This is a genomic window from Nocardioides luti, from assembly GCF_014212315.1.
GTDB lineage: Bacteria > Actinomycetota > Actinomycetes > Propionibacteriales > Nocardioidaceae > Nocardioides > Nocardioides luti.
Window position 1 is genome coordinate 2,092,869 of sequence record NZ_JACKXE010000001.1, and the last position, 24,940, is coordinate 2,117,808.

General features: G+C 73.3%; 24 protein-coding genes, 2 tRNA genes and 1 other RNA gene. 10 read left to right on the forward strand and 17 right to left on the reverse strand.

All coding sequences use genetic code 11. The features are described from left to right. Nucleotides 1-45 precede the first annotated feature (45 nt). Both H5V45_RS09970 and H5V45_RS09975 read left to right on the forward strand, forming a co-directional pair. On the forward strand, nucleotides 46-549 hold the full coding sequence (locus H5V45_RS09970; protein WP_185252787.1) for a SigE family RNA polymerase sigma factor: 504 nt from the start codon (nucleotides 46-48) through the stop codon (nucleotides 547-549). Beyond that, nucleotides 546-1,928, forward strand: coding sequence for a hypothetical protein (locus tag H5V45_RS09975; RefSeq protein WP_185252788.1), 1,383 nt, complete (start codon nucleotides 546-548; stop codon nucleotides 1,926-1,928). Before H5V45_RS09970 ends, H5V45_RS09975 begins: the two co-directional genes overlap by 4 nt. Nucleotides 1,929-1,988: 60 nt before the next feature. Here H5V45_RS09975 and H5V45_RS09980 read toward each other — a convergent pair whose 3' ends face one another. From H5V45_RS09980 to sp36, 4 genes are read right to left on the reverse strand one after another with little or no spacing between them, the layout of a single operon-like run. After that, entirely contained in the window at nucleotides 1,989-2,810 is an 822-nt protein-coding gene (locus H5V45_RS09980; protein ID WP_185252789.1) for an MBL fold metallo-hydrolase, read from the reverse strand. Then, nucleotides 2,807-3,673, reverse strand: a complete 867-nt coding sequence (locus H5V45_RS09985) for an NUDIX hydrolase (RefSeq protein WP_185252790.1) — start codon at nucleotides 3,671-3,673, stop codon at nucleotides 2,807-2,809. The genes H5V45_RS09980 and H5V45_RS09985 overlap by 4 nt, the downstream gene beginning before the upstream one ends. Before the next feature lie 4 nt (nucleotides 3,674-3,677). Then, the gene (locus H5V45_RS09990) at nucleotides 3,678-4,136 is read right to left on the reverse strand and encodes a RidA family protein (RefSeq protein WP_185252791.1); all 459 of its coding nucleotides are present in this window, start codon (nucleotides 4,134-4,136) and stop codon (nucleotides 3,678-3,680) included. A 1-nt stretch (nucleotide 4,137) separates the two neighbouring features. After that, a complete protein-coding gene (gene sp36 / locus H5V45_RS09995) occupies nucleotides 4,138-4,296 on the reverse strand; it encodes a Sp36 family protein (RefSeq protein ID WP_185252792.1) in 159 nt (52 codons plus the stop codon). Nucleotides 4,297-4,402: 106 nt separating this feature from the next. On the opposite strand from sp36, the gene H5V45_RS10000 reads away from it, so the two are divergent. Then, nucleotides 4,403-5,815 (forward strand): MFS transporter, encoded by a 1,413-nt coding sequence (locus H5V45_RS10000; RefSeq protein ID WP_185252793.1) that lies wholly within the window; start codon nucleotides 4,403-4,405, stop codon nucleotides 5,813-5,815. Here the strand turns inward: H5V45_RS10000 and H5V45_RS10005 are convergent. Then, entirely contained in the window at nucleotides 5,808-6,440 is a 633-nt protein-coding gene (locus tag H5V45_RS10005; protein WP_185252794.1) for a 3-oxoacid CoA-transferase subunit B, read from the reverse strand. The genes H5V45_RS10000 and H5V45_RS10005 overlap by 8 nt on opposite strands. Continuing rightward, nucleotides 6,437-7,225, reverse strand: coding sequence for a 3-oxoacid CoA-transferase subunit A (locus H5V45_RS10010; protein WP_185252795.1), 789 nt, complete (start codon nucleotides 7,223-7,225; stop codon nucleotides 6,437-6,439). Before H5V45_RS10010 ends, H5V45_RS10005 begins: the two co-directional genes overlap by 4 nt. A gap of 198 nt (nucleotides 7,226-7,423) precedes the next feature. Between H5V45_RS10010 and bagA the strand changes: the two genes are divergently transcribed. Then, a complete protein-coding gene (bagA, locus tag H5V45_RS10015; RefSeq protein ID WP_185252796.1) occupies nucleotides 7,424-8,449 on the forward strand; it encodes an ATPase BagA in 1,026 nt (341 codons plus the stop codon). After that, nucleotides 8,446-9,621, forward strand: coding sequence for an ArsA family ATPase (gene bagB, locus H5V45_RS10020; RefSeq protein WP_185252797.1), 1,176 nt, complete (start codon nucleotides 8,446-8,448; stop codon nucleotides 9,619-9,621). Before bagA ends, bagB begins: the two co-directional genes overlap by 4 nt. A 6-nt stretch (nucleotides 9,622-9,627) precedes the next feature. On the opposite strand, the gene H5V45_RS10025 is transcribed toward bagB, so the two are convergent. Continuing rightward, entirely contained in the window at nucleotides 9,628-9,921 is a 294-nt protein-coding gene (locus tag H5V45_RS10025; protein ID WP_185252798.1) for a WhiB family transcriptional regulator, read from the reverse strand. 231 nt (nucleotides 9,922-10,152) lie between these two features. Here H5V45_RS10025 and H5V45_RS10030 point away from each other — a divergent pair, with 231 nt between their 5' ends. Next, nucleotides 10,153-12,570, forward strand: a complete 2,418-nt coding sequence (locus H5V45_RS10030; RefSeq protein ID WP_185252799.1) for a penicillin-binding protein — start codon at nucleotides 10,153-10,155, stop codon at nucleotides 12,568-12,570. Between the two features lie 544 nt (nucleotides 12,571-13,114). Here H5V45_RS10030 and H5V45_RS10035 read toward each other — a convergent pair. After that, complete coding sequence (locus H5V45_RS10035) at nucleotides 13,115-13,573, reverse strand: GatB/YqeY domain-containing protein (protein ID WP_185252800.1); 459 nt, start codon at nucleotides 13,571-13,573, stop codon at nucleotides 13,115-13,117. A 26-nt stretch (nucleotides 13,574-13,599) separates the two neighbouring features. On the opposite strand from H5V45_RS10035, the gene H5V45_RS10040 reads away from it, so the two are divergent. Together H5V45_RS10040 and H5V45_RS10045 are read left to right on the forward strand one after the other, a co-directional pair. Beyond that, nucleotides 13,600-14,535 (forward strand): metallophosphoesterase, encoded by a 936-nt coding sequence (locus tag H5V45_RS10040; RefSeq protein WP_185252801.1) that lies wholly within the window; start codon nucleotides 13,600-13,602, stop codon nucleotides 14,533-14,535. Between the two features lie 99 nt (nucleotides 14,536-14,634). Next, a tRNA-Pro gene (locus H5V45_RS10045) sits at nucleotides 14,635-14,708 on the forward strand. An 80-nt stretch (nucleotides 14,709-14,788) separates the two neighbouring features. On the opposite strand, the gene H5V45_RS10050 is transcribed toward H5V45_RS10045, so the two are convergent. Together H5V45_RS10050 and H5V45_RS10055 are read right to left on the reverse strand one after the other, a co-directional pair. Further along, a complete protein-coding gene (locus H5V45_RS10050) occupies nucleotides 14,789-16,312 on the reverse strand; it encodes a hypothetical protein (protein WP_185252802.1) in 1,524 nt (507 codons plus the stop codon). 1 nt (nucleotide 16,313) lies between these two features. Further along, complete coding sequence (locus H5V45_RS10055) at nucleotides 16,314-16,844, reverse strand: SigE family RNA polymerase sigma factor (protein ID WP_185252803.1); 531 nt, start codon at nucleotides 16,842-16,844, stop codon at nucleotides 16,314-16,316. 86 nt (nucleotides 16,845-16,930) lie between these two features. On the opposite strand from H5V45_RS10055, the gene H5V45_RS10060 reads away from it, so the two are divergent. Next, complete coding sequence (locus H5V45_RS10060) at nucleotides 16,931-17,938, forward strand: hypothetical protein (protein WP_185252804.1); 1,008 nt, start codon at nucleotides 16,931-16,933, stop codon at nucleotides 17,936-17,938. Nucleotides 17,939-18,034: 96 nt separating this feature from the next. Here the strand turns inward: H5V45_RS10060 and H5V45_RS10065 are convergent, their stop codons facing one another. The 7 genes from H5V45_RS10065 to ffs all read right to left on the reverse strand — a co-directional run bounded on the left by H5V45_RS10065 (nucleotide 18,035) and on the right by ffs (nucleotide 24,711). Continuing rightward, nucleotides 18,035-19,072, reverse strand: a complete 1,038-nt coding sequence (locus H5V45_RS10065) for an aspartate-semialdehyde dehydrogenase (protein WP_185252805.1) — start codon at nucleotides 19,070-19,072, stop codon at nucleotides 18,035-18,037. Then, nucleotides 19,069-20,340, reverse strand: a complete 1,272-nt coding sequence (locus H5V45_RS10070; protein ID WP_185252806.1) for an aspartate kinase — start codon at nucleotides 20,338-20,340, stop codon at nucleotides 19,069-19,071. The genes H5V45_RS10065 and H5V45_RS10070 overlap by 4 nt, the downstream gene beginning before the upstream one ends. A 90-nt stretch (nucleotides 20,341-20,430) precedes the next feature. Further along, entirely contained in the window at nucleotides 20,431-21,057 is a 627-nt protein-coding gene (locus H5V45_RS10075) for a DUF5063 domain-containing protein (RefSeq protein WP_185252807.1), read from the reverse strand. Further along, nucleotides 21,050-21,649, reverse strand: a complete 600-nt coding sequence (gene recR, locus H5V45_RS10080) for a recombination mediator RecR (protein WP_185252808.1) — start codon at nucleotides 21,647-21,649, stop codon at nucleotides 21,050-21,052. Before recR ends, H5V45_RS10075 begins: the two co-directional genes overlap by 8 nt. A 10-nt stretch (nucleotides 21,650-21,659) precedes the next feature. Then, nucleotides 21,660-22,037 carry a YbaB/EbfC family nucleoid-associated protein gene (locus tag H5V45_RS10085; protein ID WP_185252809.1) on the reverse strand — a complete coding sequence of 126 codons (378 nt, stop codon included), beginning with the start codon at nucleotides 22,035-22,037 and terminating at the stop codon, nucleotides 21,660-21,662. A gap of 61 nt (nucleotides 22,038-22,098) precedes the next feature. After that, nucleotides 22,099-24,351, reverse strand: coding sequence for a DNA polymerase III subunit gamma and tau (locus H5V45_RS10090; RefSeq protein WP_185252810.1), 2,253 nt, complete (start codon nucleotides 24,349-24,351; stop codon nucleotides 22,099-22,101). Between the two features lie 269 nt (nucleotides 24,352-24,620). Continuing rightward, nucleotides 24,621-24,711: signal recognition particle sRNA small type (gene ffs / locus H5V45_RS10095), an RNA gene on the reverse strand. Between the two features lie 106 nt (nucleotides 24,712-24,817). On the opposite strand from ffs, the gene H5V45_RS10100 reads away from it, so the two are divergent. Then, nucleotides 24,818-24,907: transfer RNA gene (locus tag H5V45_RS10100), tRNA-Ser, on the forward strand. Nucleotides 24,908-24,940 lie beyond the last annotated feature (33 nt).

Here is a 24,940-nt window from a genome sequence, read left to right on the forward strand (position 1 = left end):
CGGAGCCCCCGGCGCACGCGTCGTACGAGGTGAAAGGGGGCCCGGGTGCCAGCATCTCCAGCCGAGGACGCGTTCCACGCGTTCGTCGTCGCACGCACCCCCGCCCTGTCGCGCACGGCGTACCTCCTCACCGGGGACGCCCACCTCGCGGAGGACCTCGTGCAGGCTGCACTCTTCAAGGCGGCGCGGGCCTGGGACCGCATCGAGGACTCCCCCGAGGCCTACGTCCGGCGCATCCTCTACACGCAGAACGTCTCGTGGTGGCGCTCGCGGCGGCACGTCCGCGAGACCGCGCTGGCGTCGTACGACGCCCCGTCGGCCACGCCGGACACCGACCTGCGCCTGACGCTCGAGCAGGCGCTGGCCCGGCTCACGACGCGGCAGCGGACCGTGCTGGTGCTGCGGTTCTTCGAGGACCTGACCGAGGTGCAGGTCGGCGACGTGCTCGGGATCGGCTCCGGGACCGTCAAGTCGATCACCCGCCAGGCCCTGGGCCGGCTGCGGACGCTCACGCCGGAGCTGGCCGAGCTGATCGGGGAGCCGTCGTGACCGGCCGTCTCGCGGACGAGCTGGCCCGGGTGGCCGAGCGCGCGCCGGTCGTCGAGGTCCCGCCCGACACCTGGGCCCGGGCCCGTCGCTCGCGGTCCCGCGACCGCGTCCTCGTGGTGGCCGCCGTGGCGGCCGTCCTCGCCCTGGTCGGCGGGGTCGCCCTGCTGCCGCGGCTCGACCCGTCGGTCCCGGTGGCGGACGGGTCGGGCGGGTCAGGCGTCCCCGCCGTGCCGAGCCAGGTCTGGGGCGTGCCCGAGCGGCTCACCCAGCAGCGCGAGGACGGGTCCTGGTCGAGCGACCGGGTCGAGTCCGACCTCGCGATCGGGCGCGGCGCCGTCGCGTTCGTGACGCCAGCCGGGCTCCCCGTCGTCGTCGGCGCCGACGACGGCGCCTACCACCTGCTCGACCTGCCGGGCTTCCTGGGCAACGCGGCGCTGACCCGCGGGCAGACGGTGGGGCTGACACTCTCACCCGACGGGCGACAGCTGGCCTACGGCTGGTCCGGGCCGGTCCCGGACTCCGACGCCACCCCGATGCCGAGCGGGGTCCGCGTGCTCGACCTCGACACCGGCGACGTGCGCACGATCGCCCTCAGCGGCGGACGCGGCATCCAGGTCGACCGGCTCACCTGGTCGCCGGGCAGCTCGTGGCTGGTCTGGCAAGGCCGCGTGGCGACGTACTGGACGGGGATGTCATCGACCTACCGCAGCGAAGCCGCAGGCCGGATCGCCCCGGGGGCCGCCACCTCCGTGGAGGTCCCGACCGACAACCAGGAGGCGGTCACGGCCGTCGACGACGACGGCGTGGTGAGCCGGTTGACCACCCGGCGCGTGACCACGTGGGACGGGCGGCCCCTGTCCAGCCGGCGGGTACGGGGCGTCCAGCCGGTCGCCGCTGCCGCCGTGCAGCCGTCGGGTGGACTCGCCGTGGTCGGCACCGAGTTCGGCACCGAGGGCATCACGTCGGTCGACGTCGCGACCGGGGACACGGTCACGCACCGCTACCTCGCCGGTCTCTACCCCGCCGGCGCCGACAACGTCCCGCTCGGCTGGATCGACGACGACCTGCTCGTCGCGCTCGTGACCCCGGAGACGGCTCCTGACGAGAGCGGTGTCCCCGCCCGGCAGGTCGTGGTGACGACGCCGCGCCGCAGCGCGACGTCGACCTACCGGATCGTGGCCCGCGTCGACCAGGCCGTCCCGGACTCGCTCAGCGTCGCGGTCGACCTGATGACCCTCGCCCGCCCGACGGTCGAGCGCCCGGAGCCGGACTGGCCCTGGTCGGACGAGCGGCTCTCGCTCACGATCGGCCTCGGTGTCGCGGGCGTGCTCTCGGTGCTCTGGGGGATCCGCCAGCTCTGGCGCCGACGCGCCCTGTAACGCGGTGTCCACGTCACTGGGGCGGTGCTGCAACGCCCCCTCCGGGACGTGGACACCGCGTTACAGCGGACCCGCGCCCCGCTCCGCCAGGTAGGCCAGCTGGGCGCGGACGGAGAGCTCAGCGGCACCCCACAGGACCGGGTCGACGTCGGCGTACACGATCTCGACGACCGCGCGCGGCAGGGCCTCGGCGGCGAAGCCCTCGGGGTGCGGTTCGTCGCGCAGGGTGGCGACGGCCGCCTCGACCTGCTCGAGCCGCTGGCGGCGGTGCGCGACGTAGAAGTCCAGGGCGCCCAGGGCGTCGTCGATGACCGGGCCGTGCCCGGGCCAGATGCCGGCGAGCTCGTGCTCGGAGGCGAGCGCGTGCAGCCGGTCCAGCGAGTCGAGGTAGGCGCCGAGCCGGCCGTCCGGGTGTGCCACGACCGTGGTGCCGCGCCCCAGCACGGTGTCGCCGGTGAGGACGACGCCGTCGCCGGGCAGGTGGAAGGACAGCGAGTCGGCGGTGTGGCCGGGCGTCGCGACGACCCGCACCTCGAGCCCGTCGACCTCCACGACGTCGCCGTCGCCGAGGCCCTCCGAGCCGAGGCGGTACGCCGGGTCCAGGGCGCGCACGCCGCACCCGACCCGCTCCGCGAACTCGCGCGCTGCCTCGGCGTGGTCGTGGTGGTGGTGGGTCAGCAGCACGACGCCGACGTCGCCGGCGGCCTCGGCCACCGCGTCCAGGTGCGCCAGGATCGACGGCCCCGGGTCGACGACGACCGAGCGCCGGGCGCCCGGCTCGCGGAGCACCCAGGTGTTGGTGCCGTCGAGCGTCATCAGGTCGGCGTTCGGGGCGAGCACGCACCGGCCGCGCTCGCCGAAGGTCCCGCCGGCCCAGCTCATGCGCGCCGCTCGGCCACCAGCGGCCGCAACCGGTCGGGCATCGACAGCGTCCACGCGTCGCCGAGCGGCTCGACCGACGGCGTGAACATCTCCACCGAGCGCGAGCGCGCCACCTCGAGCACCTCCTCGGGGCCGGCGTGCGTGCCGATCTCCATCGAGGTGAGGTACGTCGGGGGCATCATCGCCAGCTCACCGGCGTCGGCCCGGTCGGCGGCCGCGCGCGCCGGCAGCCAGGTGACCGAGGAGGACTCGGACGAGACGTCGCGGGTGACCTGCCCGGCGGGCAGGGCCGCCGCGAAGAACCAGGTGCGGTACCTCTTGGGCTCGAAGACCGGCGTCAGCCAGGCGTCCCAGACGCCGAGCAGGTCCGTGCGCAGCACCAGGCCGCGCCGGTTGAGGAAGTCGGTCATCGACAGCTCACGCGACTCGAGGGCGACCCGGTCGGCCTCCCAGTCGTCCGGCGTCGTGTCGGCGACGACCGAGGTCTCCGACGTGCCGGCGAGCAGCACCCCGGACTCCTCGAACGTCTCCCGCACGGCCGCGCAGACCAGCGCCCGCGCGGTCTCCTCGTCGCACCCGAGCCGGGCGGCCCAGTCGACCGGGGACGGCCCGGCCCACCCGACGGTGGTGTCAAAGTCGCGCGGGTCGACCCCGCCGCCGGGGAAGACGTACATCCCGCCCGCGAAGTCCATCGAGACCTGCCGCCGCATGTAGTAGACCTCGGGCCCGTCCGGGGACGGGCGCATCAGGATCACCGTGGCGGCGTTGCGCGGCTCGGCCGCCGCGCGGGTGCCGTCCGCGAACTCCCTCGCCACCTCGACGAGCCCCTCGGGCAACGGCACCGGCGGCAGCGGGATGCGCACCGACTCAGACCTCGACCATGATCTCGACCTCGACGGGCGCGTCGAGCGGGAGCACCGGGACGCCGACGGCGGACCGCGCGTGCACGCCGGCCTCGCCGAAGACGCTGCCGAACAGCTCCGAGGCGCCGTTCGCGACCAGCGGCTGGCCGGTGAAGTCCGGCGTCGAGGCGACGAAGGCGACGACCTTGACGATCCGCTTCACCAGCGACAGGTCGCCGATCTCGGCCTTGACGGCGGCGATCGCGTTGAGCGCGCACTGCTGCGCGCAGGCGATGGCCTCCTCCTGGGTGACCTCGCCCCCGACCTTGCCGGTCACCATCAGCTCGCCCGAGCGCATCGGCAGCTGTCCCGAGGTGAAGACGTAGTTGCCGGTCCGCACCGCGGGGACGTACGCCGCCACGGGCTTGGCCACCTCGGGCACGGACAGGCCGAGCTCGGCCAGGCGCTCCTCGGGACTCGTCATCTCAGGCCTCCAGCGGGCGCTTGAAGTAGCCCACGAGGTTCTCCGGGTTCATCCCCGGAGCGACCTGCACCAGCTCCCAGCCGTCGGCCCCGAAGTTGTCCAGGATCTGCTTCGCCGCGTGCGTGAGGATCGGCGCTGTCAGGTACTCCCACTTGGTCATGCCCGGGACTCTACCCAGCCCCGGCCTCCCGCCGGCAGCGACGCTGCAGCGGACGCCGTCTCCCCGAATTGACCTCAAGTCGGGTTGAAGTCCTACCGTCGGTGACGTGACCCTGACGCCCACCCGCCCCGACCGGGCGGACAGCCGCCTGCTGGCGCCGGCGTACGCCGCCACGACGATCGGCACGTTCTCCCTCATCGCCTTCGTGGCGTTCGAGGCGATGGCGGTCACGACGGTGATGCCGAGCGTCGCGGCCGAGCTCGACGGGGTCGCGCTCTACGCGCTGAGCTTCGCCGCCCCGCTCGCGAGCGGCGTCGTCGGCATGGTCGCCGCCGGCCTGTGGAGCGACCGGCGCGGCCCGGCGCTCCCGCTGGTCGTCGCGCTGGCGCTGTTCTCGCTCGGCCTGCTGGTCTGCGGCACCGCCCCGTCGATGGAGGTGCTGGTCGCCGGCCGGGTGCTCCAGGGCCTCGGCGGCGGCGCCCTGACGGTCGGGCTGTACGTCGTCGTGGGGCTCGTCTTCCCGGCGCGGCTGCAGCCGGCCGTGTTCGCCAGCTTCGCCGCCGCCTGGGTCCTGCCCGCGCTCTTCGGCCCCGGCCTGGCCGCGGTGGTGGCCGACGCGTTCGGCTGGCGCTGGGTCTTCCTCGGGACCGTCGCGCTCGTGGTGGTGGCGGGGCTGCTGATCGCCCCGGCGCTGCGCTCGTTGCGCGAGCGGCACGCGGCCGACGCCATCGCCGCCGACGGCGCCGACGCCACCACCGCCACCGACGGCGCCGGACCCTCGCAGCTGAACCGCCTGGTCTGGGCGGTCGTGGGCGCCGGCGCGGTGCTGGCGCTCGAGCTGCTCGGCTCCTCCACCGGCGCGGCCGCCCTGCTCGCCGCGCTCGCGTTCGTCCTGGTCGTGCTGGCGCTGCGCCGGCTGCTCCCGCCCGGCACGCTGGTGGGCCGTCGCGGCCTGCCCGCGGTGATCGGCACCCGCGGCCTGATGAGCGCCGGCTTCTTCTGCGTCGAGGCCTACATCGTCTTCGTGCTCCAGGAGCGCTGGGGGCTGACGCCCGGGCACGCCGGGCTCGCGCTCACGTTCGTCGGCATCACCTGGGCCGCGGCCAGCCAGACCCAGGCCCGCCTCGGCGCCCGGGTGTCCCACGCGACCGCCATGCGGCTCGGCACCGCCCTGGTGGTGCTCGGCTCGGTGGGCGTCGTCGTGGTCGTCTGGACGCACGCGCACCCGGCGCTGGCCGCGGCGGCGTACGTCCTCGGCGGCGCCGGCATGGGCTTCGGCTACCCGCGCACCAGCGTGGCGATGCTGGACGCGTCGACCGACCGCGACCGGGGCGCCAACTCCTCGGCGCTCACGATCGCGGACTCGCTCGGCGCCGCGCTGGCCCTGTCGGTCTCGGGCGTGGTGTTCGCCGCGGCGCCGCGGGTCGGGCTCGACCCGTTCCTCTCGGTGCTGGTGCTGGCCGTGGCCATCGGCGCGCTCGGCACCGTGACCGCGGCCCGCACCCGCGTCGTCAGCTGATCGCGGGCTCGGTCTTCTCGCGGACCTCGTCCTCGCTCACGCCGGGCGCGAGCTCGACGAGCTTCAGCCCACCACCGTCCGGGAGCACGTCGAGGACGCACAGGTCGGTGATGATCCGCTGGACGCACCCACGACCCGTGTAGGGCAACGAGCACTCCTCGACGATCTTGTAGGACCCGTCCTTCGCGACGTGCTCCATCAGCACGATCACCCGCTTGGCACCGTTCACGAGGTCCATCGCCCCGCCCATGCCCTTGACCATCTTCCCCGGGATCATCCAGTTCGCGATGTCACCGTCCCTGCTGACCTGCATCGCGCCCAGGATCGCGGCGTCGATCTTCCCGCCGCGGATCATCCCGAACGACGTCGCCGAGTCGAAGATGCTCGCACCCGGGCGCAGCGTCACGGTCTCCTTGCCGGCATTGATCAGGTCAGCGTCCACCGCATCCTCCGACGGGTAGGCCCCCGTGCCCAGCACGCCGTTCTCCGACTGCAGCACCAGCTCCACATCATCAGCCACGTAGTTCGGCACCAGCGTCGGCAACCCGATGCCCAGGTTGACGTACGACCCGTCCGCCAGCTCCGAGGCCGCCCGCGCAGCCATCTCCTCACGCGTCCAGCTCATGCGCCGGCCTCCTTCACACTCGGTGACACGGTCCGCTTCTCGATCCGCTTGTCCGCGGCCTGCTCCGGGGTCAGCGCCACGACCCGGTGCACGAACACCCCCGGGGTGTGGACCTGCGACGGAGGGATCTCACCGGGCTCGACCAGCTCCTCGACCTCCGCGATCGTGACCCGCCCGCACATCGCGGCCAGGTTGTTGAAGTTGCCCGCCGACTCCCGGTAGACGAGGTTGCCGTGCCGGTCGCCCTTCCACGCCCGCACCAGACCGAAGTCCGCCACCAGCGCGTGCTCCAGCACGAACTCCTTCGGCCCCTCGGCCGTCTCGAACGTCTGCGTCTGCTTGGCCGGCGAGGCGACCTCGACGTTGCCCGAGTCGTCGTACTTCCACGGCAGCCCACCGTCCGCGACCTGCGTGCCGACCCCGGTCGCGGTGAAGAACGCCGCGATCCCCGTGCCACCCGCCCGCATCCGCTCGGCCAGCGTGCCCTGCGGCGTCAGCTCGACCTCGAGCTCACCGGCGAGGTACTGCCGCGCGAACTCCTTGTTCTCCCCGACGTACGACGACACCATCCGCCGGATCCGCCGCTGCGCCAACAACAACCCCAGGCCCCAGTCGTCGACACCGCAGTTGTTCGAGAACGCCTCCAGGTCGGTGGCACCGCCCGCCAGGACCGCCTCGATCAGCACCGAGGGGATCCCGCACAACCCGAACCCACCGACCGACAACGACGCGCCGTCCCCGATGTCCGCCACCGCTTCCGCCGCACTCGCCACGACCTTGTCCACGCCTGGTTCCTCCCTCGCCCGCACGCGGGCCGTTGGTCCGGCCCGGGCTGCCCCGGCCGACCCGGCGATCCTAGTCATGACGCACGTCACTCCGGCATGGTCGGGCGCCCCACACCGGCGCCACCCCGATGGGTGGGCGCGACATGATCCGCAGCACACGGGCCCCGGTCGGGGCCGACCACGGACTAGGTTCGTGACGTGCCCAGGAAGCAGTCCGACCCCACCCCCGACTGGCCGGGCGTCCGGCTCCACGTCGTCACCGGCAAGGGCGGCACCGGCAAGTCCACGGTGGCCGCCGCGCTCGCGCTGGCGCTCGCGTCGCACGGGAAGAACGTGCTGCTCTGCGAGGTCGAGGGCCGCCAGGGCATCGCCCGGATGTTCGACGTCGACCCGCTGCCCTACGAGGAGCGAAGGATCGCGACCGGCCTGCGCGGGCCTGACGGCTCCCCCGGCGTCGTGCACGCGCTGCACATCGACCCGGAGTCGGCGCTGCTGGAGTACCTCTCCATGTACTACAAGCTCGGCCGCGCCGGCCGGGCCCTGGACCGCTTCGGCGTCATCGAGTTCGCCACCACCATCGCCCCCGGCGTCCGCGACGTGCTGCTGACCGGCAAGGTCTTCGAGGCCGCCGAGCGCAACAGCCGGAACAAGAACGCGATCCGGTACGACGCCATCGTGCTCGACGCGCCGCCGACCGGCCGGATCACGCAGTTCCTCAACGTGAACAAGGAGCTCGCCGGGCTGGCCAAGGTCGGCCCGATCAAGAGCCAGGCCGACCACGTGATGACGCTGTTCCGCTCCCCGCGCACCGCGGTCCACCTGGTCACGGTCCTCGAGGAGATGCCGGTGCAGGAGACCGCCGACGGCATCGAGGACCTGCGGCGCAACCAGCTGCCCGTGGGCGGCGTGGTCGTGAACCTCGTCCGCCCCCGCGACCTCGACGCCGACGACCTCGCGGCAGCCGGCGCCGGCACCCTGGACCGCGCGGCCGTGCAGGCCGACCTGCAGGCGGCCGGTGTCGACGACGGCAACGGCCTCGTCGACGGGCTGCTGGCGGAGGCCCGCGACCACGCGGAGCGCCGCACGCTCGAGGACGCCCAGCGCCGGCTGGTCGCCGGGCTCGGCGTGCCGTCGTACGAGCTGCCCCGCCTCGCGGGCGGGGTCGACCTGGGCGCGCTCTACGAGCTCGCCGCCGCCCTCAAGCAGCAAGGACTCTCCTCATGACGAGGTCCCGTGGCCGGGTGGGCCCGCTCGCGTCCACCGACAGCCCCGCCCCCGGTCTCGACGTCGACGCCCTGCTCGACGACCCGGGCACCGGCATCATCGTGTGCTGCGGCTCCGGCGGCGTCGGCAAGACCACGACGTCCGCCGCGCTGGCGCTCCGCGCCGCGGAGCGCGGCCGCAAGGTGGTCGTTCTCACCATCGACCCGGCCCGCCGGCTCGCGCAGTCGATGGGCATCGAGGCCCTCGACAACACCCCGCGTCCGGTCGTCGGCGCCGACACCTCCGCGGGCGGCAGCCTCGACGCGATGATGCTGGACATGAAGCGCACCTTCGACGAGGTGGTCGAGAGCCAGGCCACCCCGGAGAAGGCCCGCCAGATCCTCGAGAACCCCTTCTACGTCGCCCTGTCGAGCTCGTTCGCGGGCACGCAGGAGTACATGGCGATGGAGAAGCTCGGCCAGATCCACGCCGACGCCCAGCGCGACGGCACCTACGACCTGATCGTCGTCGACACCCCGCCGTCGCGCTCCGCGCTCGACTTCCTGGACGCGCCGGAGCGGCTCTCGAGCTTCCTCGACGGCAAGTTCATCCGGTTGCTGCTCGCACCGGCGCGCGGCCCGGCGAAGCTGATGACGGCCGGGCTGGGGCTGATCACCAACGCCCTGACCAAGATCCTGGGCGCGCAGGTGCTGCGCGACATGCAGACCTTCGTCGCGGCCTTCGACACGCTCTTCGGCGGCTTCCGCCAGCGGGCGCAGAAGACCTTCGCGCTGCTGCAGGCCGACGAGACCGCCTTCCTGGTCGTCGCGGCGCCCGAGCCCGACGCGCTGCGCGAGGCGGCGTACTTCGTCGAGCGCCTCAGCGAGGACCGGATGCCGCTCGCCGGCCTGGTCGTGAACCGCGCCAGCCCGGCCCCGCAGGGCTCGATCTCGGCCGACGAGGCGATGGCCGCCGCGACCCGGTTGCGCAAGAGTGACGCGGGCTCGCTGACGGGCGGCCTGCTGCGGCTGCACGCCGACCAGACCCGGATGGTCGAGCGGGAGGCGCTGCTGCGCGAGCGGTTCGCCGCGGCGCACCCGGAGGTGCCGACCGCGGTCGTGCGGGCGCTGGCCGGCGACGTGCACGACCTCGAGGGCCTGCGCCGGGTCGGCGAGCTGCTCGCCGGAGCCTGAGGAGCCTCAGGCGTTGACGGTCGACGTGGTGTCGACCTTGGCGTCGCGTGCGGTCTCCAGCACGTTGCGCCACGAGGCGGTGGGCCGACGGCGCAGCAGCGCCCGGCGCTCACGCTCGGTCATGCCACCCCAGACGCCCCACTCGATCTGGTTGTCGAGGGCCTCGGCGAGGCACTCGGTACGCACCGGGCAACCGGCGCACAGCTGCTTGGCCTTGTTCTGCTCCGCGCCTCGCACGAAGAGCTGGTCCGGCTGCGCCTGACGGCACGCAGCGGCCGGCGTCCAATCTTCTACCCACATGTTGATGTCCCCACATCGTCCGAGATAGGCAGCGTCCCCATGACGCCTACCCGGGAAAATCCCCTCAGGTAAAGAAGGTAAAGAATGCAAGGCCGGTCTGGACAGACCTGTTCGACCCACCTTGAGTAGTCCGAAATGACTAGTGCCGGTGATCATCCCACTCCCAGGCGCTCCCTGCGGGTGGTTTGCGCCTTTTAGCAGGTGTTCGGGCGCTCACGTACGCTGGGGACCATGTCCGTCCCGCGCAACGACCGTCTCCCGATCGGCCGCGTGGCCTCCCACCTGGGCGTGATGCTGGCCGTCGCCGCCGTCATGGGCGTGGTGGTCGCCGGCCTCGCGATCCCCTTCGCCGGGGTGCTCGGCATCGGCGCCCGCAACGTCGCGCGCACGATGGACAGCCTGCCGGCCGCGCTGGAGACCCAGCCGCTGGCCCAGAAGACCCGCATCGTCGACGCGGACGGCAACGTCATCGCGTCGCTCTACGACGAGAACCGCATCAACGTCCCGCTGACCCAGATCTCGCGGACGATGGTCAAGGCGATCGTCGCGATCGAGGACTACCGCTTCTACCAGCACGGCGCCCTCGACCTGAAGGGCACGCTCCGCGCCCTGGTCACCAACCAGGCCAGCGGCGGCGTCACCCAGGGTGGCTCCTCGATCACCCAGCAGATGGTGAAGCTGACCCTGCTGAGCCAGGCCGACACCAAGGCCGAGCGCAAGGCGGCCACGGACGACACCTACGCCCGCAAGATCAAGGAGCTCCGCTACGCCATCGCGTTCGAGGAGAACCACTCCAAGGACTGGATCCTGGAGCGCTACCTCAACATCGCCTACTTCGGCGACGGCGCGTTCGGCGTCCAGGCGGCGGCACGGCACTACTTCGACAAGAACGCCAAGGACCTCGACCTGCGCGAGTCGGCGATGCTCGCCGGCCTGGTGAAGAACCCCACCGGCTACGACCCGACCAACTCGCCGGACCGCGCGCTCGAGCGTCGCAACGTCGTCCTCGACCGGATGGCCGAGCTGAACGTCGTGCGCACCGGCAAGGCGAACAAGACCAAGAAGGAGCCCCTGGGGCTCAAGGTCGTCGCCACGAAGAACGGCTGCGTCTTCTCGCGGGCGCCGTTCTTCTGCGACTACGTCCTCAGCACGCTGATGAAGGACCGCTCGCTCGGCAAGACCCCCGAGGAGCGCAAGAAGCTGCTCTACTCCGGCGGCCTCACCATCCGCACCACGGTCTCCCTGCGCGACCAGGACGCCGCCGACGCGTCCGTGCGCAGCCACGTCTTCCCGCAGGACCAGGCCATCGGCGCGCTCGCCATGGTCGAGCCCAAGACCGGCGACGTGAAGGCGATCGCGCAGTCGCGCCCGATGGGCCGCGACAAGGCCAAGGGCGAGACCTACCTCAACTACGTCGTCCCGCAGGAGTACGGCGACTCCGCCGGCTTCCAGGCAGGCTCGACGTTCAAGGCGTTCGTGCTGGCGACCGCGATCGACGACGACATCCCGCTGTCGCAGACCTTCGACGCCCAGCACACGATGACCTTCAACCAGGCCGACTTCGCCAACTGCGAGGGCGACCCGCCGTTCGCGGGCGAGTTCGACATCAGCAACTCCACGCGCGACGGCGTCATGGACGTGTACACGGGCACGCGCCAGTCGGTGAACACCTTCTACCTCCAGCTCGAGCGGGAGACCGGGGTCTGCGACCCGTTCAACCTCGCCAAGGAGATGGGCGTCCGCCTCACGAACCCCACCGGCGACAAGTACGGCAATGGCGCCGAGCGGGTCCCGACGTTCACGCTGGGTGTCGCCAACGTCAGCCCCCTGGAGATGGCCGAGGCGTACGCCACCTTCGCCGGCCGCGGCCTGCACTGCGACGCGCGCCCGGTCACCTCGATCGAGGACGCCGGCGGCACCACGATCAAGGAGTACCCCTCCCAGTGCACCCAGGTGATGCCGCAGTCGACGGCTGACGCCGTCAACGACGTCCTCCGCGGCGTCCAGGAGCCCGGCGGCTTCGGCTACGACCTCGGCCACACCAACCTGACCGTGCCGTCGGCCGCGAAGACCGGGACGACGCAGGACGGCAAGTCCGTGTGGTTCATGGGCTACACCCCCCAGCTCGCGACCGCGGCGATGATCGCCGGGGCCAACGAGTTCGGCCAGCCCATGCGGCTCCCCGGCCAGACCATCGGTGGCAACTACATCTCCGACGCCACCGGCTCCGGCTTCGCCGGCCCGATGTGGGGCGGCGCGATGCACGTCATCAACCAGTGGCTCGACGACGTCGACTTCGTCGCCCCCTCGGGCGAGGACGTCGCCGGCGTCCAGACCGTCGTGCCCACCACCTCGGGCATGAGCTTCGACCAGGCCCAGCAGGTGCTCGGCGACGCCGGCTTCACCACCGTCGACGGCGGCTACCGCGACTCCAGCGCCGCCCTCGACACGGTCGCCTACACCTACCCCGCAGCGGGCTCGTCCGCCGCCAGCGGCAGCTCCATCACGATCTACCGCTCCACCGGCCACCCCTACGTCCCGCCGCAGAACAACGGTGGTGGGGGCGGCGGGGGCCGCGGGAACGGCAACGGGAACGGGAACGGCAACGGCGGCGGGAACGGCGGCGGCGGAGGTGGCGGGCGCCGCTGACGCGGCGGGCTGGTTGCTCCTCGTGGCCGGCTGCTCCTCGGTGGGCTGCGGGGGCCGCGCCCACCCGCCGCGGCGCTTGCTCCCAGGGACCGCCCGCAGAGACCGGTGCGCTGACTGATCTGTTGCAGGGCGGGCGGTGGGGTCGCCTTTACGCCGCCGCGGCGGGTGGGCGCCGCCCCCGCACCCCGCGTGGAGCGCGTCCGTGGTCGATCACGGGTGTGAAGGAGAGGGACTGAGTCCGCTGCGGTCACTCCCACCGCACAAGTCCCACCGGCCCCCGGACCCCCCACCCACCCGCACCGTCGGACGCGGGCGCGTGACTGGCCGGGTGGGCGCGGGGAGCCCACCCACTGCGGGCGCGTAAAGGCGACCCCACCGCCCGCCCCGCAGCGGAAAGAGTCAGTGCAGCGCACACTGCGGGCGGTCCCGGGAGCAAGCGCCCGCGGTGGGTGGGCGCACCGCGCCCACCCCGCGAGCACGGCCGACCAAGGGCTGCGAAACGACCCGACCCCGTCGGAACAGACCCGGCCCCGCCGGGATCAGCTCAGCCGAGCTGCCTCCGCACCTCAGCAGCCACCGCGCCCCCGTCGGCCTTGCCCCGCACCTGCGGCTGCACGACCCCCATCACCTTGCCCATGGCCTTCATGCCCTCGCCCGCCGCGCCGGTCTGCTCGATGGCGGCGGTGACGAGGGCGGCGACGTCGTCGGCGGAGAGCTGCTCGGGGAGGTAGTCCGCGATCACGGCGGCCTCCGCCTTCTCCTTGGCGGCCATCTCGGCGCGCCCGCCGTCCTCGAAGGCGGTCGCGGCCTCGCGGCGCTTCTTGGCCTCGGTGGAGAGCACCCCGATGATGTCGTCGTCGCTGAGCTCGCGCTGCTCCTTGCCGGCGACCTCGGCGTTGGTGATCGCGGTCAGCACCATCCGCAGGGTGGAGGAGCGGATCTCGTCGCGCGCCTTCATGCTGGCGGTGAGGTCGCTGCGGAGACGGTCCTTGAGAGCACTCATGCGGGCCATTGTGGCAGCCTTGCCGCATGGTCTCCTCCGCTGACGTCCGACGAGCCGTCGGCGCGGTCCTGGGGGCGGGGACGCTCGCGGGGCTCGGGCTGACGACGTACGCCGTCTGCGAAGCGCGGGCCTACACGCTGCGGCGGGTGAGCGTGCCGCTGCTGCCGCGGGGGCACCGCGCGCTGCGGGTGCTGCACCTGTCGGACCTGCACCTGACGCCGGGTCAGACCCGCAAGCAGGAGTGGCTGCGCGGGCTGGCGACGCTGCGGCCGGACCTCGTCATCGACACCGGCGACAACCTGGCCCACCGCGACTCGGTCCCGGTGGTGCGCGACGCCCTGGGCCCGCTGCTCGACGTGCCGGGCGTGTTCGTGATGGGCTCCAACGACTACTTCGAGCCGACGCTGCGCAACCCGGTCCGCTACCTGCTGCCCGACGACGGGACGCGCCACACCACCGCCCCGCAGCTGCCGTGGCGCGACCTGCGCGACGAGTTCACCGGGCGGGGGTGGCTGGACCTGACCAACACGACCGGCGCCCTCGAGGTGCTCGGCACCCGGTTCGCGTTCGCCGGGGTGGACGACCCGCACCTGGAGTACGACCGCCTCGACGAGGTCGCCGGCCCGGCGGATCCGGACGCCGACGTGCGCCTGGGCGTGGCGCACGCGCCGTACCTCCGGGTGCTCGACCAGTTCGCCGGCGACGGCTACGACGCCGTGATCGCCGGGCACACCCACGGCGGTCAGGTGTGCGTGCCCGGGATCGGCGCGCTCACCACCAACTGCGACCTCGAGCCCGCGCGCGCCAGGGGCCTGCACCGCCACCCGGCCGACTCGCTGCCCGGCGACCCGGGCTCGGCATGGCTGCACGTGTCCGCCGGCCTGGGCACCAGCCCCTACGCCCGGATCCGGGTCGCCTGCCGGCCCGAGGCCACCCTGCTGACCCTGACCGCCCCGGACTGACCCCGCCGGCGACCACGCCGGAGGCCGATTTCGGAGGGCCGTCGGTGCTCGGGTATGCTCGCCGTGCTCGTGAGTGGGACGTCAGTCAGCGCTCACGATCGGGCTGTGGCGCAGCTTGGTAGCGCGCGTCGTTCGGGACGACGAGGCCGCAGGTTCAAATCCTGTCAGCCCGACCCAGGTGATGTTCCCCGGACATCGCACAGAACACCCGGACCCACCGATGTGGGGCCGGGTGTTCTGCGTCGCGGCCGACTCAGGCGCCGCCGACACCGACGTAGCTGATCCGCCAGCCGTAGGCGTTCCCGGCCGGCTCCACGATCGCGTAGTACGTCGTGGACGGGCTGGCCTCGAAGGGGATCTCGCAGTCGAAGGTGCCGCCCCCGTTGGCGCGGCAGGGCGCGATCTCGCCGACGCCCCCGCCGGCGGCGTAGTCGACCAGCTGGGCCCACTCGCCGTCCGCGACGACCGCCTGGTCGGCGAGGCCGGCCCGGTCGTCGGCGACGACCGCCTCGACGACGGCGGTCAGCGCCTCCTCGGCCGACGAGGTCCCGACCGCGGCCCCGGTCGAGGCGCTGCTGCTCGGATCGGTGCTGGTGTCCGCGTCCCGGGTGCGGAGCTCCCGGCAGGACGCGAGCTCCACGTCGCAGCGCGCCATCCGGGGAGCGGTCCGGCCGTCCGACGACGAGGGCACCAGGACGGCCACCAGGATGGTCTCGTCCTCCCAGGCCCACGTGTTGACGGCGAAGGCCCAGCCCGCCGGCGCCGCCAGCGTGGTCTCGTCGCCGCCGGCGACCGGCCGGGCGAGGAGGGTGTCGACCGACGCCACCTCGCCGCCGAGCGTCCCCGCCGGCGAGCGGACCAGCCGGCTGCCCCCGGGGCTGACCGCGAGGGCGTCGTACGTCGGCAGGGTGCCGGTGCGGGTGAGGGCGCCGTCCGCGCTGACCGTCGCGAGGTACGGCGCGGTGCCGGTCGCGTCGGTCGCCCCGTCCGAGCCGTCCACGACGACCAACCCGGCGGCCGTCCCCTGGAGGACCACCTGGTCGGCCGCGGTCGCGGAGAGGTCGACGACCGCCTGGCTCGGGTCCTGCGCGTGCCACAGGATGCTCGTGCGGGTGCCCTGGACGATGACGTCCCCGTCGTCGGTCACCGCACGGATGCTCGGGAGCACGCCGTCCTCGCTCCGGGAAATCTCGACCGGCGCGGCGCCGAAGCCCTCGCCGCCGGCCCCGGTGGTGAAGCCGGTCAGCGGTGTGGGGTCGCCGTTGCGGTCCAGGAAGGCGATGTAGCGCCCGTCCGGCGAGAGCACCGGCGGCTGCTCGAGCTCGGCCTCGATCCGGCTGGGCTCGACCCCGGGGCCGCCCCACCACCACGACTGGTCGAACTGCTGGGCGAGCCAGACCCCGTCGCGCGACTGGACGCCCTGCCAGGCGCCGGGCACGGCCTGCCCGTCGACGTACAGCACCTGGTCGAGCACGTAGGGCACGGTCGGCGGGGTCACCGGGATGCGCGCGTCGCTCCTCCCGGGCGACGGCGACCCGGTCGTCGGGCTGGGCCCGGACGGCGCCGGCTGCGGCTCGCCGTCTCCCTGGCGGCTCAGTGCGAGGGCCACCACACCGACGATCAGCACGACGGCCGCGGCGACCAGCAGCGGCTGCCAGACGTGGGAGGTCCGCGCCTCGCCGGCCTCGGTGACCACGCTCGGCATCGGCGGCACCTCGATGCCTCCCGCCACCGCGTCCAGCTCGCGGACCAGCATGTCCTCGATCTCGGTCGTCATCTCAGGCCTCCTCTCCGTCGTGAGCCTCGGAGCCGATGGCGGCTCGCAGGGCGGTGAGCGCTCGGTGCGCGGTGGACTTCACGGTCCCGGTGGAGCAGCCCAGCGCGTCGGCGATCTCGCGCTCGCTGAGCTGCTCGTAGTAGCGGAGGACCACGACCGCCCGCTGCCGCGGCGGCAGCGAGCCGACGTGCGCCCACAGGACCATCCGGTCCTCGGGGCCGCCGCCGGCGCCCACCGGGCGCGGCTCGGGCGGGGCGTCGGTCAGCAGCTCCAGGCGCCGGCTCTTCGGGCGACGCTGGGAGAGGAAGACGTTGGTCATCGTGCGCCGGACGTACGCCGCCGGCTGGTCGGCCCGGCTGACCCGGTCCCAGGACCGGAAGGCCTGCAGCAGCGTCTGCTGCGCGAGGTCCTCGGCGTCCGCGTGGTTGCCGGTCAGCAGGTACGACGAGCGGTACAGCCCCGGCCACGCGCTCGCGGCGTACTCCTCGAACGCAGGCCTGCCCTGCGTCTGCTTGGTGGTCGTGAACGCCATCGGGCACCCCCTTCTCTTCCCCACTTGACGCCCGCGGGGCGCCGGAGGTTGCTCCGCGGGACCGTCCGTTCTGGCACACTCGCGGCATGGCAGATGAGGAGAACGGCAACGCCGGCCCGTCGCTGGAGCTGCCCTCGCTGGGCTTCGGCCGCAAGCGTCGCAGGAAGAACGCCGACGCCGCGAGCGACACCGCGACGCCCGAGCCCCCGCCGGCCCCCGAGCCGACGCCCGAGCCGGCCCCGGAGGCCGTCGCCGACCCCACTCCTGAGCCGGTCACGGAGCCCGTCCGTGAGCCGGAGCCCGTCAGCGAGCCGGAGACCCCGAGCGCCCACGAGCCCGCGGCGCTGGCCCCGGAGCTCGCGGAGACCACGGTCGTGCCGGTCGCGGAGCCCGAGCCCGTCGCCGAGCCCGTGCCGGTCGCCCACGAGACCGCCGTCCAGGACCCGCCCGCTCCTGCCGCCGCCCACGGCACGGCGCCCGACACGGCGCCGGACGACACCGTCGTCGACGCGATGGTGCCGCCGGAGCCGAGCGCCCCGCCGCTGTTCGTGGACGAGGTCTCCCCCGCACCCCGCAGCGAGCCCGCCCGGGCCGCCGCCCCGTCGGGCGGTGCCACGTCGCTCGCCGAGGCGCCGACCGGTCAGGACGCGTCCGACGACGCCGACCCGGTCGTCGCCGACGAGCCGAAGCGCAAGGCCGCCCGCTCGATGCCCAGCATCGGTGGCATGCCCGCCGCGATCCTGACCGGCGCCGTCGTGGGCCTGGCGACGGTCGGCCTGACCTTCGCCTCGCTGCGGCTCTGCGAGGCCGCCAAGGGCACGTCGTCGTGCGGCGGGCCGGGCTTCTTCCTCCTCGTCGCCATCCTGGTGGCGATGGTGCTGCTCGGCGGCGCGCTGCTGCGCGTCTTCCGCGTCTCCGACCCCGGCAGCACGAGCTTCCTCGCCGTCGGGCTGATGGCGGTCCTCGTGCTGCTCTTCCTGGTCGACGTGATCTTCAGCTGGTGGATGGTCATCGTCATCCCGGTCTTCGCGATGGCGACGTTCGCGCTCGCGCACTGGGTCACCACCGCGTTCATCGAGCCCGCCGAGCACTGAGCGGCACGCCGCCGCCGCGTCGCGCACGAACGGACCCTCCAGCCGACGGCTGGAGGGTCCGTTCGCGCAGGGACGTCCGTGCGACGTCGAGGTTGATCAGCGCCGGGCGAGCAGCTCCGCGATCTGCACGGTGTTGAGCGCCGCGCCCTTGCGCAGGTTGTCGTTGGAGATGAACAGCGCCAGCCCGCGGTCGTCGTCGACGCCCTCGTCCTGACGGAGCCGGCCGACGTACGACGGGTCGCGTCCGGCCGCCTGGAGCGGCGTCGGGATCTCGGACAGCTCGACCCCGGGGGCGCCCGCGAGCAGCTCGCGGGCCCGGGCGACCGGCATCGGCCCGGCGAACTCGGCGTTGATCGCGAGCGAGTGGCCCGTGAAGACCGGGACCCGGACGCAGATCCCGGAGACGCGCAGGTCGGGGATGCCGAGGATCTTGCGCGACTCGTTGCGGAGCTTCTGCTCCTCGTCGGTCTCGAACAGGCCGTCGTCGACGATCGACCCGGCCATCGGCAGCACGTTGTAGGCGATGGTGCGGGCGTACTTCACCGGGTCCGGGAAGGTGACGGCCTCGCCGTCGTAGGCCAGCTCGCGCGCCTTGTCGCCGGCGGCGTCCACCTGGGTGGCCAGCTCCTCGACGCCGGCCACGCCCGAGCCGGACACGGCCTGGTAGGTCGAGGCGACCAGCCGCACCAGGCCGGCTGCGTCGTGCAGCGGCTTGAGCACCGGCATCGCGGCCATGGTCGTGCAGTTCGGGTTGGCGATGATCCCCTTGCGGGCCTCGGCGATCGCCTCCGGGTTCACCTCGGAGACGACCAACGGGACGTCGGGGTCCATCCGGAAGGCCGAGGAGTTGTCCACCACGGTCACGCCGGCCGCGGCGAAGACCGGCGCGAGGGCGCGCGAGGTGGTGGCCCCGGCGGAGAAGAGCGCGATGTCGAGCCCGGCCGGGTCCGCGGTGGTGGCGTCCTCGACGGTCACGTCGCGACCGGCGTACGACAGCACCGTGCCGGCGGAGCGCGCCGAGGCGAAGAAGCGGACCTCGTCGGCGGGGAAGCCCCGCTCCTCGAGGATCTGGCGCATCGCGACACCGACCTGGCCGGTCGCGCCGACGATGCCGATCCGCACGCCGCCGCTCATCGGCCGGTCCCGCCGTAGACGACGGCCTCGACCTCGGTGGAGTCGAGGTCGAAGGCCGTGTGGGTGGCGCGGACCGCGTCGTCCACCTGGGCCTCGTCGACGATCACGGAGATCCGGATCTCGGAGGTGGAGATCATCTCGATGTTCACGCCGGCCGAGGCGAGCGCGGCGAAGAACTTCGCGGTGATCCCCGGGTGCGAGCGCATCCCGGCACCGATGAGCGACACCTTGCCGATCTGGTCGTCGTAGAGCAGCTTGTCGTAGCCGACCTCGTCCTGGATCCGGGCGAGCGCCGCCATCGCGGACTGGCCGTCCTCGCGCGGGAGCGTGAAGGAGATGTCGGTGCGCGACGTCGCGGCGGCGGAGACGTTCTGCACCACCATGTCGATGTTGACCTCGGAGGCGGCGAGCGCCTCGAAGATGCGGGCGGCCTCGCCGACCTTGTCCGGCACGCCGACCACGGTGATCTTGGCCTCGCTGCGGTCGTGGGCGACGCCGGCGATGATCGCTTGCTCCATCTCGGTTCCTTCCGGGGGTGCGGGCAGGATCCAGGTGCCCTCCTTCTGGGAGAAGGAGGAGCGCACGTGGATCGGCATGTCGTAGCGGCGGGCGTACTCGACGCAGCGCAGGTGCAGGATCTTGGCGCCCGAGGCGGCCATCTCGAGCATCTCCTCGGTGGAGACGCGGTCGAGCTTGCGGGCGGTCGGGACGATGCGGGGGTCGGCGGTGAAGACCCCGTCGACGTCGCTGTAGATCTCGCACACGTCGGCGCCCAGCGCGGCGGCGAGCGCCACCGCGGTGGTGTCCGAGGCGCCGCGACCGAGCGTGGTGATGTCCTTGGTGTCCTGCGAGACGCCCTGGAAGCCGGCCACGATCGCGATCGCGCCGGCCTGGATCGCGGCCTCGATGCGGCCGGGCGTGATGTCGATGATCTTGGCCTTGCCGTGCGCCGAGTCGGTGATCACGCCGGCCTGCGAGCCGGTGAACGACTGCGCCTTGTGACCGAGCTGCGCGATGGCCATGGCCACGAGCGCCATGGAGATCCGCTCGCCGGCCGTCAGCAGCATGTCGAGCTCGCGCGGCGGCGGCAGCGGCGTCACCTGCTGGGCGAGGTCGCGGAGGTCGTCGGTCGTGTCGCCCATGGCCGAGACCACGACGACGACGTCGTGGCCCGCCTTGCGGGTCGCCACGATCTTCTGTGCCACGCGCTTGATGCCGGCCGCGTCGGCGACGGACGAACCGCCGTACTTCTGCACGACAATGCCCACTGCTGTGTCCTCGAGGTCGTCGGGTGGCGTTGCGGGCCGCCGTGCCCCGTCCCGGGGCTGCGCCGCGCTGCGCTGCGACCGTGGAGGAGTCTACCGGGGCGGAGCGTCCGGCCCGGGGCGCATCTCAGCCTCGAGGATCTCCTCGGCCACGGCCAACTGCTCGTCCTCGCCGGTGAAGTCCGCGTCGAGGCGGTCGTGCGAGATCACCGACAGCAGCGCGTTGAGCGCCGCGCCCGCCAGGTTGCCCCACGAGGCGACGTACGAGAACTGCCACCACCACAGGGCCTCCTCGACGTTGCCGAGGCGGTAGTGGCGCAGGCCGTTCTCGAGGTCGGTGGCGATGCTGGCGAGGTCGTCGGACAGCTGGCTGTCCACCACCTCGGGGGCGTACGGGTCGAAGACGAAGCTGTAGGTGTCGACGTTGTCGAGCATCCCGGCGAGCCGCAGGCGCAGCGCGTCGATGTCGGGCTCGGGGCCGACGTCGGGCTGGTACTCCGCACGCGGGGTGAAGTCGCGCTGCACCCCGAGGCGCGCGCCGGCGAGCAGCACCTGGCTGATCTCGAGCAGCAGCAGCGAGACGGCGCGGCCGGCGTCGGCCTCGCGGGCCACGGCCCGCAGCGCGATGAGGAAGCTCTCGACCTGGTCGGCGATCTGGGCGGCGAACTCCTCCGTGGCGCCGTCCAGCGGCACGGAGACCTCGGGTGTCGTGTCAGTCATCTGCTGATCGCCTTCCTGCGAATGCTCGGCCGAGGGTGACCTCGTCGGCGTACTCGAGGTCACCACCCACCGGCAGTCCACTCGCCAATCGCGTCACGCGCAAGCCGAGCGGCTTGAGCATCCGGGTGAGGTACGTCGCGGTCGCCTCGCCCTCGAGGTTCGGGTCGGTGGCCAGGATGGTCTCGACGATCGCGCCGTCGGCCAGCCGCACCATCAGCTCGCGGATCCGCAGCTGCTCCGGACCGATGCCGTCGATCGGCGAGATCGCCCCGCCGAGCACGTGGTAGCGGCCGCGGAACTCGCGGGTCCGCTCGATCGCGACGACGTCCTTGTACTCCTCGACGACGCACAGCAGCGACGGGTCCCGCCGCGGGTCCCGGCAGATCCGGCACTGCTCGTCCTCGGAGACGTTGAAGCAGATGGTGCAGAACTTCACCTTGGCCTTGACCTCGATCAGCACGTCCGCGAGGCGGCGTACGTCGGCGGGCTCGGCCTGGAGCAGGTGGAACGCGATCCGCTGCGCGCTCTTGGGACCCACGCCCGGCAGCCGGCCGAGCTCGTCGATCAGGTCCTGGACGACACCTTCGTACAACGCGTGGTCCCTAGAACCCGAGGCTGCCGGGCGCGCCGCCCGGGAGACCGCCGCCACCGGCGAGCGGTCCGAGCGCCTCACCGGCGAGCGCGTCGGCCTGGGCCTTCGCGTCGCGGTAGGCGGCCACGATCATGTCGCCGAGGTCGGACAGGTCGTCGGCGCTCGCACCGTCGAAGCCGCCGGCCTTGATCTCGACGCCGACGAGCTCGCCGACCCCGTTGACGGTCGCGGTGACCGCGCCGCCCGCGACCGTGCCCTGGACCGTGGTCTCGGTCAGCTTGGCCTGGGCGTCCTGGAGCTGCTCCTGCATCTGCTGGGCCTGCTGGAGGAGGGCGTTCATGTCGAAGCCGCCTCCGCCGAGGGCCTCAAAGGGGTTGTTCTGCGTCATGGGTGGGTCCTCTCGGTGGTGCCGGGGTGCCGGGGTGGGGTGGTCGGTCGTCGGTGGTCGGTCACGGGTGCCGGATCTCGTCGATCACCTGGGCGCCGAGCTCGCGGCGCAGCAGCTCCGCGCCGTTGAGCCCCTGGGTCTCCGCGTCGAGGTCGTCGGGGTGGGCGTCGGCGTCGGCGGCCGCGAGATCCTGGCCGCGGGCGACCTCGGCCCCGGCCTGGCGGGTCTGCTGGATGGCGCCGCGGGCGGCGGCGATCGTCTCCGGGCCGGCCTTGGGAGCCGCCGGGGGCGGGGGCGTCGCGGGCTCGGCGGCGGCCGGGGTCGGCGTGGCCGCGGCCTCGGGTGCCGCCGGCTCGTCGGTCGCCCAGCTGGGGGGCTCGGACGGCGAGGTGTCCTGCGGGGCGGCGAACGGGTCCGGCGTGGCCGCGGCCGGAGCCGGTGCCACGGGCCGGTGGCCGGCGTCGGCCTTGGCCCCGGGATCCACGATCGTGTCGATGCGCCAGTCGGCTCCGACGACGTCGATGGCGGCCTGGCGCACGATCTCGGCACTGCCGCCGTTGTCGAAGGAGTCGCGGGCGCCGGTGTTGGAGAAGCCCAGGGTGAGGGTGCGGCCCTCGAGGCCGACGACCTGGCAGTTCTGGGTGAGGTGCATCCAGGTGACGCGGCGGCGGAGCTTCGTCGCCTCGACGATGTCGGGCCACAGGCGGCGGACGTCGACGAGGGTGAGACCGCCGGCGGCGGCCGGGGGCGGGGGCGGGTCGTTCGTCGGGTGCTGCACGGGGGCGACGTCCGCCACCGGGGCAACGCCGGCCACGGCTCCCGCAGAGCCCCCGTCCGGCGATCCAGCTCGCTCGTTCCTCGCTTCGCCGCCAGACCCAGCCACCCCGGACGGGGGCTCTGCGTCCGCCGTGGCCGTCGTCGCGGCGGTCGCGGACGTCGCCCACGTGCCCTCCCGGTCGCCGCTCGGGTCCGTGGTGGTCAGCTCGGGCTGGGCCGGGGGGGTGGTCGGGGGGAGGGGGCGGATGACGGGGTTGATGGTGAGCGGGGGCTCGACGTTGCTGGGGGCCGAGGTGGCGGCGGGGCGGTCCTGGGCCGGGGCTGCGGGGGGCGGCGGGGCGGCGGTGACGGCGGCCGACGGGGTGCCGGTGATCGCGGCGCGCTTCTCCAGGCGGTCGAGGCGGGCCATCACCCCGCCGGTGGCGTGGTCGGCGCCGGGCAGCAGCACCCGGGCGCAGATGAGCTCGAGCAGCAGGCGCGGGGCGGTGGCGCCGCGCATCTCGGTGAGCCCGGTGGCGACCAGGTCGGCGGCGCGGCTGAGCTCGGCGGAGCCGAAGCGGGCGGCCTGGGCGACCAGGCGCTCGCCCTGGTCCTGGGAGCAGTCGATGAGACCGGTGGCGGGGGCGTCCGGGACGGCGTCGACGATGACCAGGTCGCGCAGCCGGCGCAGGAGGTCCTCGGTGAAGCGGCGCGGGTCCTGCCCGGTCTCGATCACCTTGTCGACGACGCCGAAGACCGCGGCGCCGTCCCCGACGGCGAAGGCGTCGACGACCTCGTCGAGCAGTGTGTCGGGGGTGTAGCCCAGCAGGCCGGTGGCGAGCGCGTAGGTCACGCCCTGCTCGCCGGCGCCGCCGAGGAGCTGGTCGAGCACGGAGAGGGTGTCGCGCGCGGAGCCGGCACCCGCCCGCACGACCAGCGGGACGGCGGCGGTCTCGATCGCGACGCCCTCGAGGCCGCACAGCTCGGAGAGGTACGCCGAGAGCAGCCGCGGCGGGATCAGCCGGAACGGGTAGTGGTGGGTCCGCGAGCGGATCGTCGGCAGCACCTTGTCGGGCTCGGTCGTGGCGAAGATGAAGCGCAGGTGCTCCGGCGGCTCCTCGACCAGCTTGAGCAGCGCGTTGAAGCCCTGCGTCGAGACCATGTGGGCCTCGTCGATGATGTAGACCTTGTAGCGGCTGCGGACCGGGGCGAAGAAGGCCTTCTCGCGCAGGTCGCGGGCGTCGTCGACGCCGCCGTGGGAGGCCGCATCGATCTCGATGACGTCGATCGAGCCGGGCCCGCCCCGCGCCAGGTCGCGGCAGCTGTCGCACTCGCCGCACGGGTCGGCGATCGGGGCGCGCTCGCAGTTGAGCGCGCGGGCGAGGATCCGGGCCGAGGTGGTCTTGCCGCAGCCGCGGGGGCCGGAGAAGAGGTAGGCGTGGTTGACCCGGTTGTTGGCCAGCGCCGCCCGCAGGGGCTCGGTGACGTGCTCCTGACCGATGACCTCCTGGAAGGTCTCGGGCCGGTAGCGGCGGTACAACGCGAGGGGTGACTCCACGCCTAGACCCTAACGACCCGTGCCGACAGCCGGTAGCGGGCCGTGCGGCGGCGGCCGTCCGGGAGACCAGGGGTCTCGGTTCGCGTCTCTCGCGCACTGGTCCGCTGCGCGCAAGGGGTCTCGGTTCGCGTCTCTCTCGCGCTGCTCCGCTGCGGGGAAGGGGTCTCGATACGCGTCGCGACCGGCCTCGCTGCGCTCGGCCGTTCGCCGACGCTACTCGACCTCCCGCCCTGCTCGACGCCTTCGCAAGCTCAGGCGTCGGGGCGTGAAAAGGCCCCCCGCGCACCCGACAGAGCTCGCTTACCCTTGCTGCCTTCCGGCCCTGGGGGAGTTCGGCAAGATGTCGCCACACGGGGGGTTGGCGCAGAGTCTAGGTGAGGGACGCGACGGGCTCCAAGACGGGCCCCGCGCGGGTCCGCGGAGGCGGATTTCACCTCGTCGGTCCGTGACCCGTATGCTCCTCCGCGGAGGATTCGCCTAGTGGCCTATGGCGCTCGCTTGGAAAGCGGGTTGGGTGTGAAAGCCCTCAGGGGTTCGAATCCCCTATCCTCCGCCAGTCACGCAGGGCGCCGACCTCGTCGGCGCCCTT

What these genes read in the sequence shown, in the direction of transcription:
- H5V45_RS09980 (WP_185252789.1), bottom strand. Translation starts at nt 2,810, where the DNA reads ATGAGCTGGGCCGGCGGGACCTTCGGCGAGCGCGGCCGGTGCGTGCTC.
- H5V45_RS09990 (WP_185252791.1), bottom strand. Translation starts at nt 4,136, where the DNA reads ATGACGAGTCCCGAGGAGCGCCTGGCCGAGCTCGGCCTGTCCGTGCCC.
- sp36 (WP_185252792.1), bottom strand. Translation starts at nt 4,296, where the DNA reads ATGACCAAGTGGGAGTACCTGACAGCGCCGATCCTCACGCACGCGGCG.
- H5V45_RS10005 (WP_185252794.1), bottom strand. Translation starts at nt 6,440, where the DNA reads ATGAGCTGGACGCGTGAGGAGATGGCTGCGCGGGCGGCCTCGGAGCTG.
- bagB (WP_185252797.1), top strand. Translation starts at nt 8,446, where the DNA reads ATGACGAGGTCCCGTGGCCGGGTGGGCCCGCTCGCGTCCACCGACAGC.
- H5V45_RS10025 (WP_185252798.1), bottom strand. Translation starts at nt 9,921, where the DNA reads ATGTGGGTAGAAGATTGGACGCCGGCCGCTGCGTGCCGTCAGGCGCAG.
- H5V45_RS10030 (WP_185252799.1), top strand. Translation starts at nt 10,153, where the DNA reads ATGTCCGTCCCGCGCAACGACCGTCTCCCGATCGGCCGCGTGGCCTCC.
- H5V45_RS10035 (WP_185252800.1), bottom strand. Translation starts at nt 13,573, where the DNA reads ATGAGTGCTCTCAAGGACCGTCTCCGCAGCGACCTCACCGCCAGCATG.
- H5V45_RS10040 (WP_185252801.1), top strand. Translation starts at nt 13,600, where the DNA reads ATGGTCTCCTCCGCTGACGTCCGACGAGCCGTCGGCGCGGTCCTGGGG.
- H5V45_RS10050 (WP_185252802.1), bottom strand. Translation starts at nt 16,312, where the DNA reads ATGACGACCGAGATCGAGGACATGCTGGTCCGCGAGCTGGACGCGGTG.
- H5V45_RS10055 (WP_185252803.1), bottom strand. Translation starts at nt 16,844, where the DNA reads ATGGCGTTCACGACCACCAAGCAGACGCAGGGCAGGCCTGCGTTCGAG.
- H5V45_RS10060 (WP_185252804.1), top strand. Translation starts at nt 16,931, where the DNA reads ATGGCAGATGAGGAGAACGGCAACGCCGGCCCGTCGCTGGAGCTGCCC.
- H5V45_RS10065 (WP_185252805.1), bottom strand. Translation starts at nt 19,072, where the DNA reads ATGAGCGGCGGCGTGCGGATCGGCATCGTCGGCGCGACCGGCCAGGTC.
- H5V45_RS10075 (WP_185252807.1), bottom strand. Translation starts at nt 21,057, where the DNA reads ATGACTGACACGACACCCGAGGTCTCCGTGCCGCTGGACGGCGCCACG.
- H5V45_RS10085 (WP_185252809.1), bottom strand. Translation starts at nt 22,037, where the DNA reads ATGACGCAGAACAACCCCTTTGAGGCCCTCGGCGGAGGCGGCTTCGAC.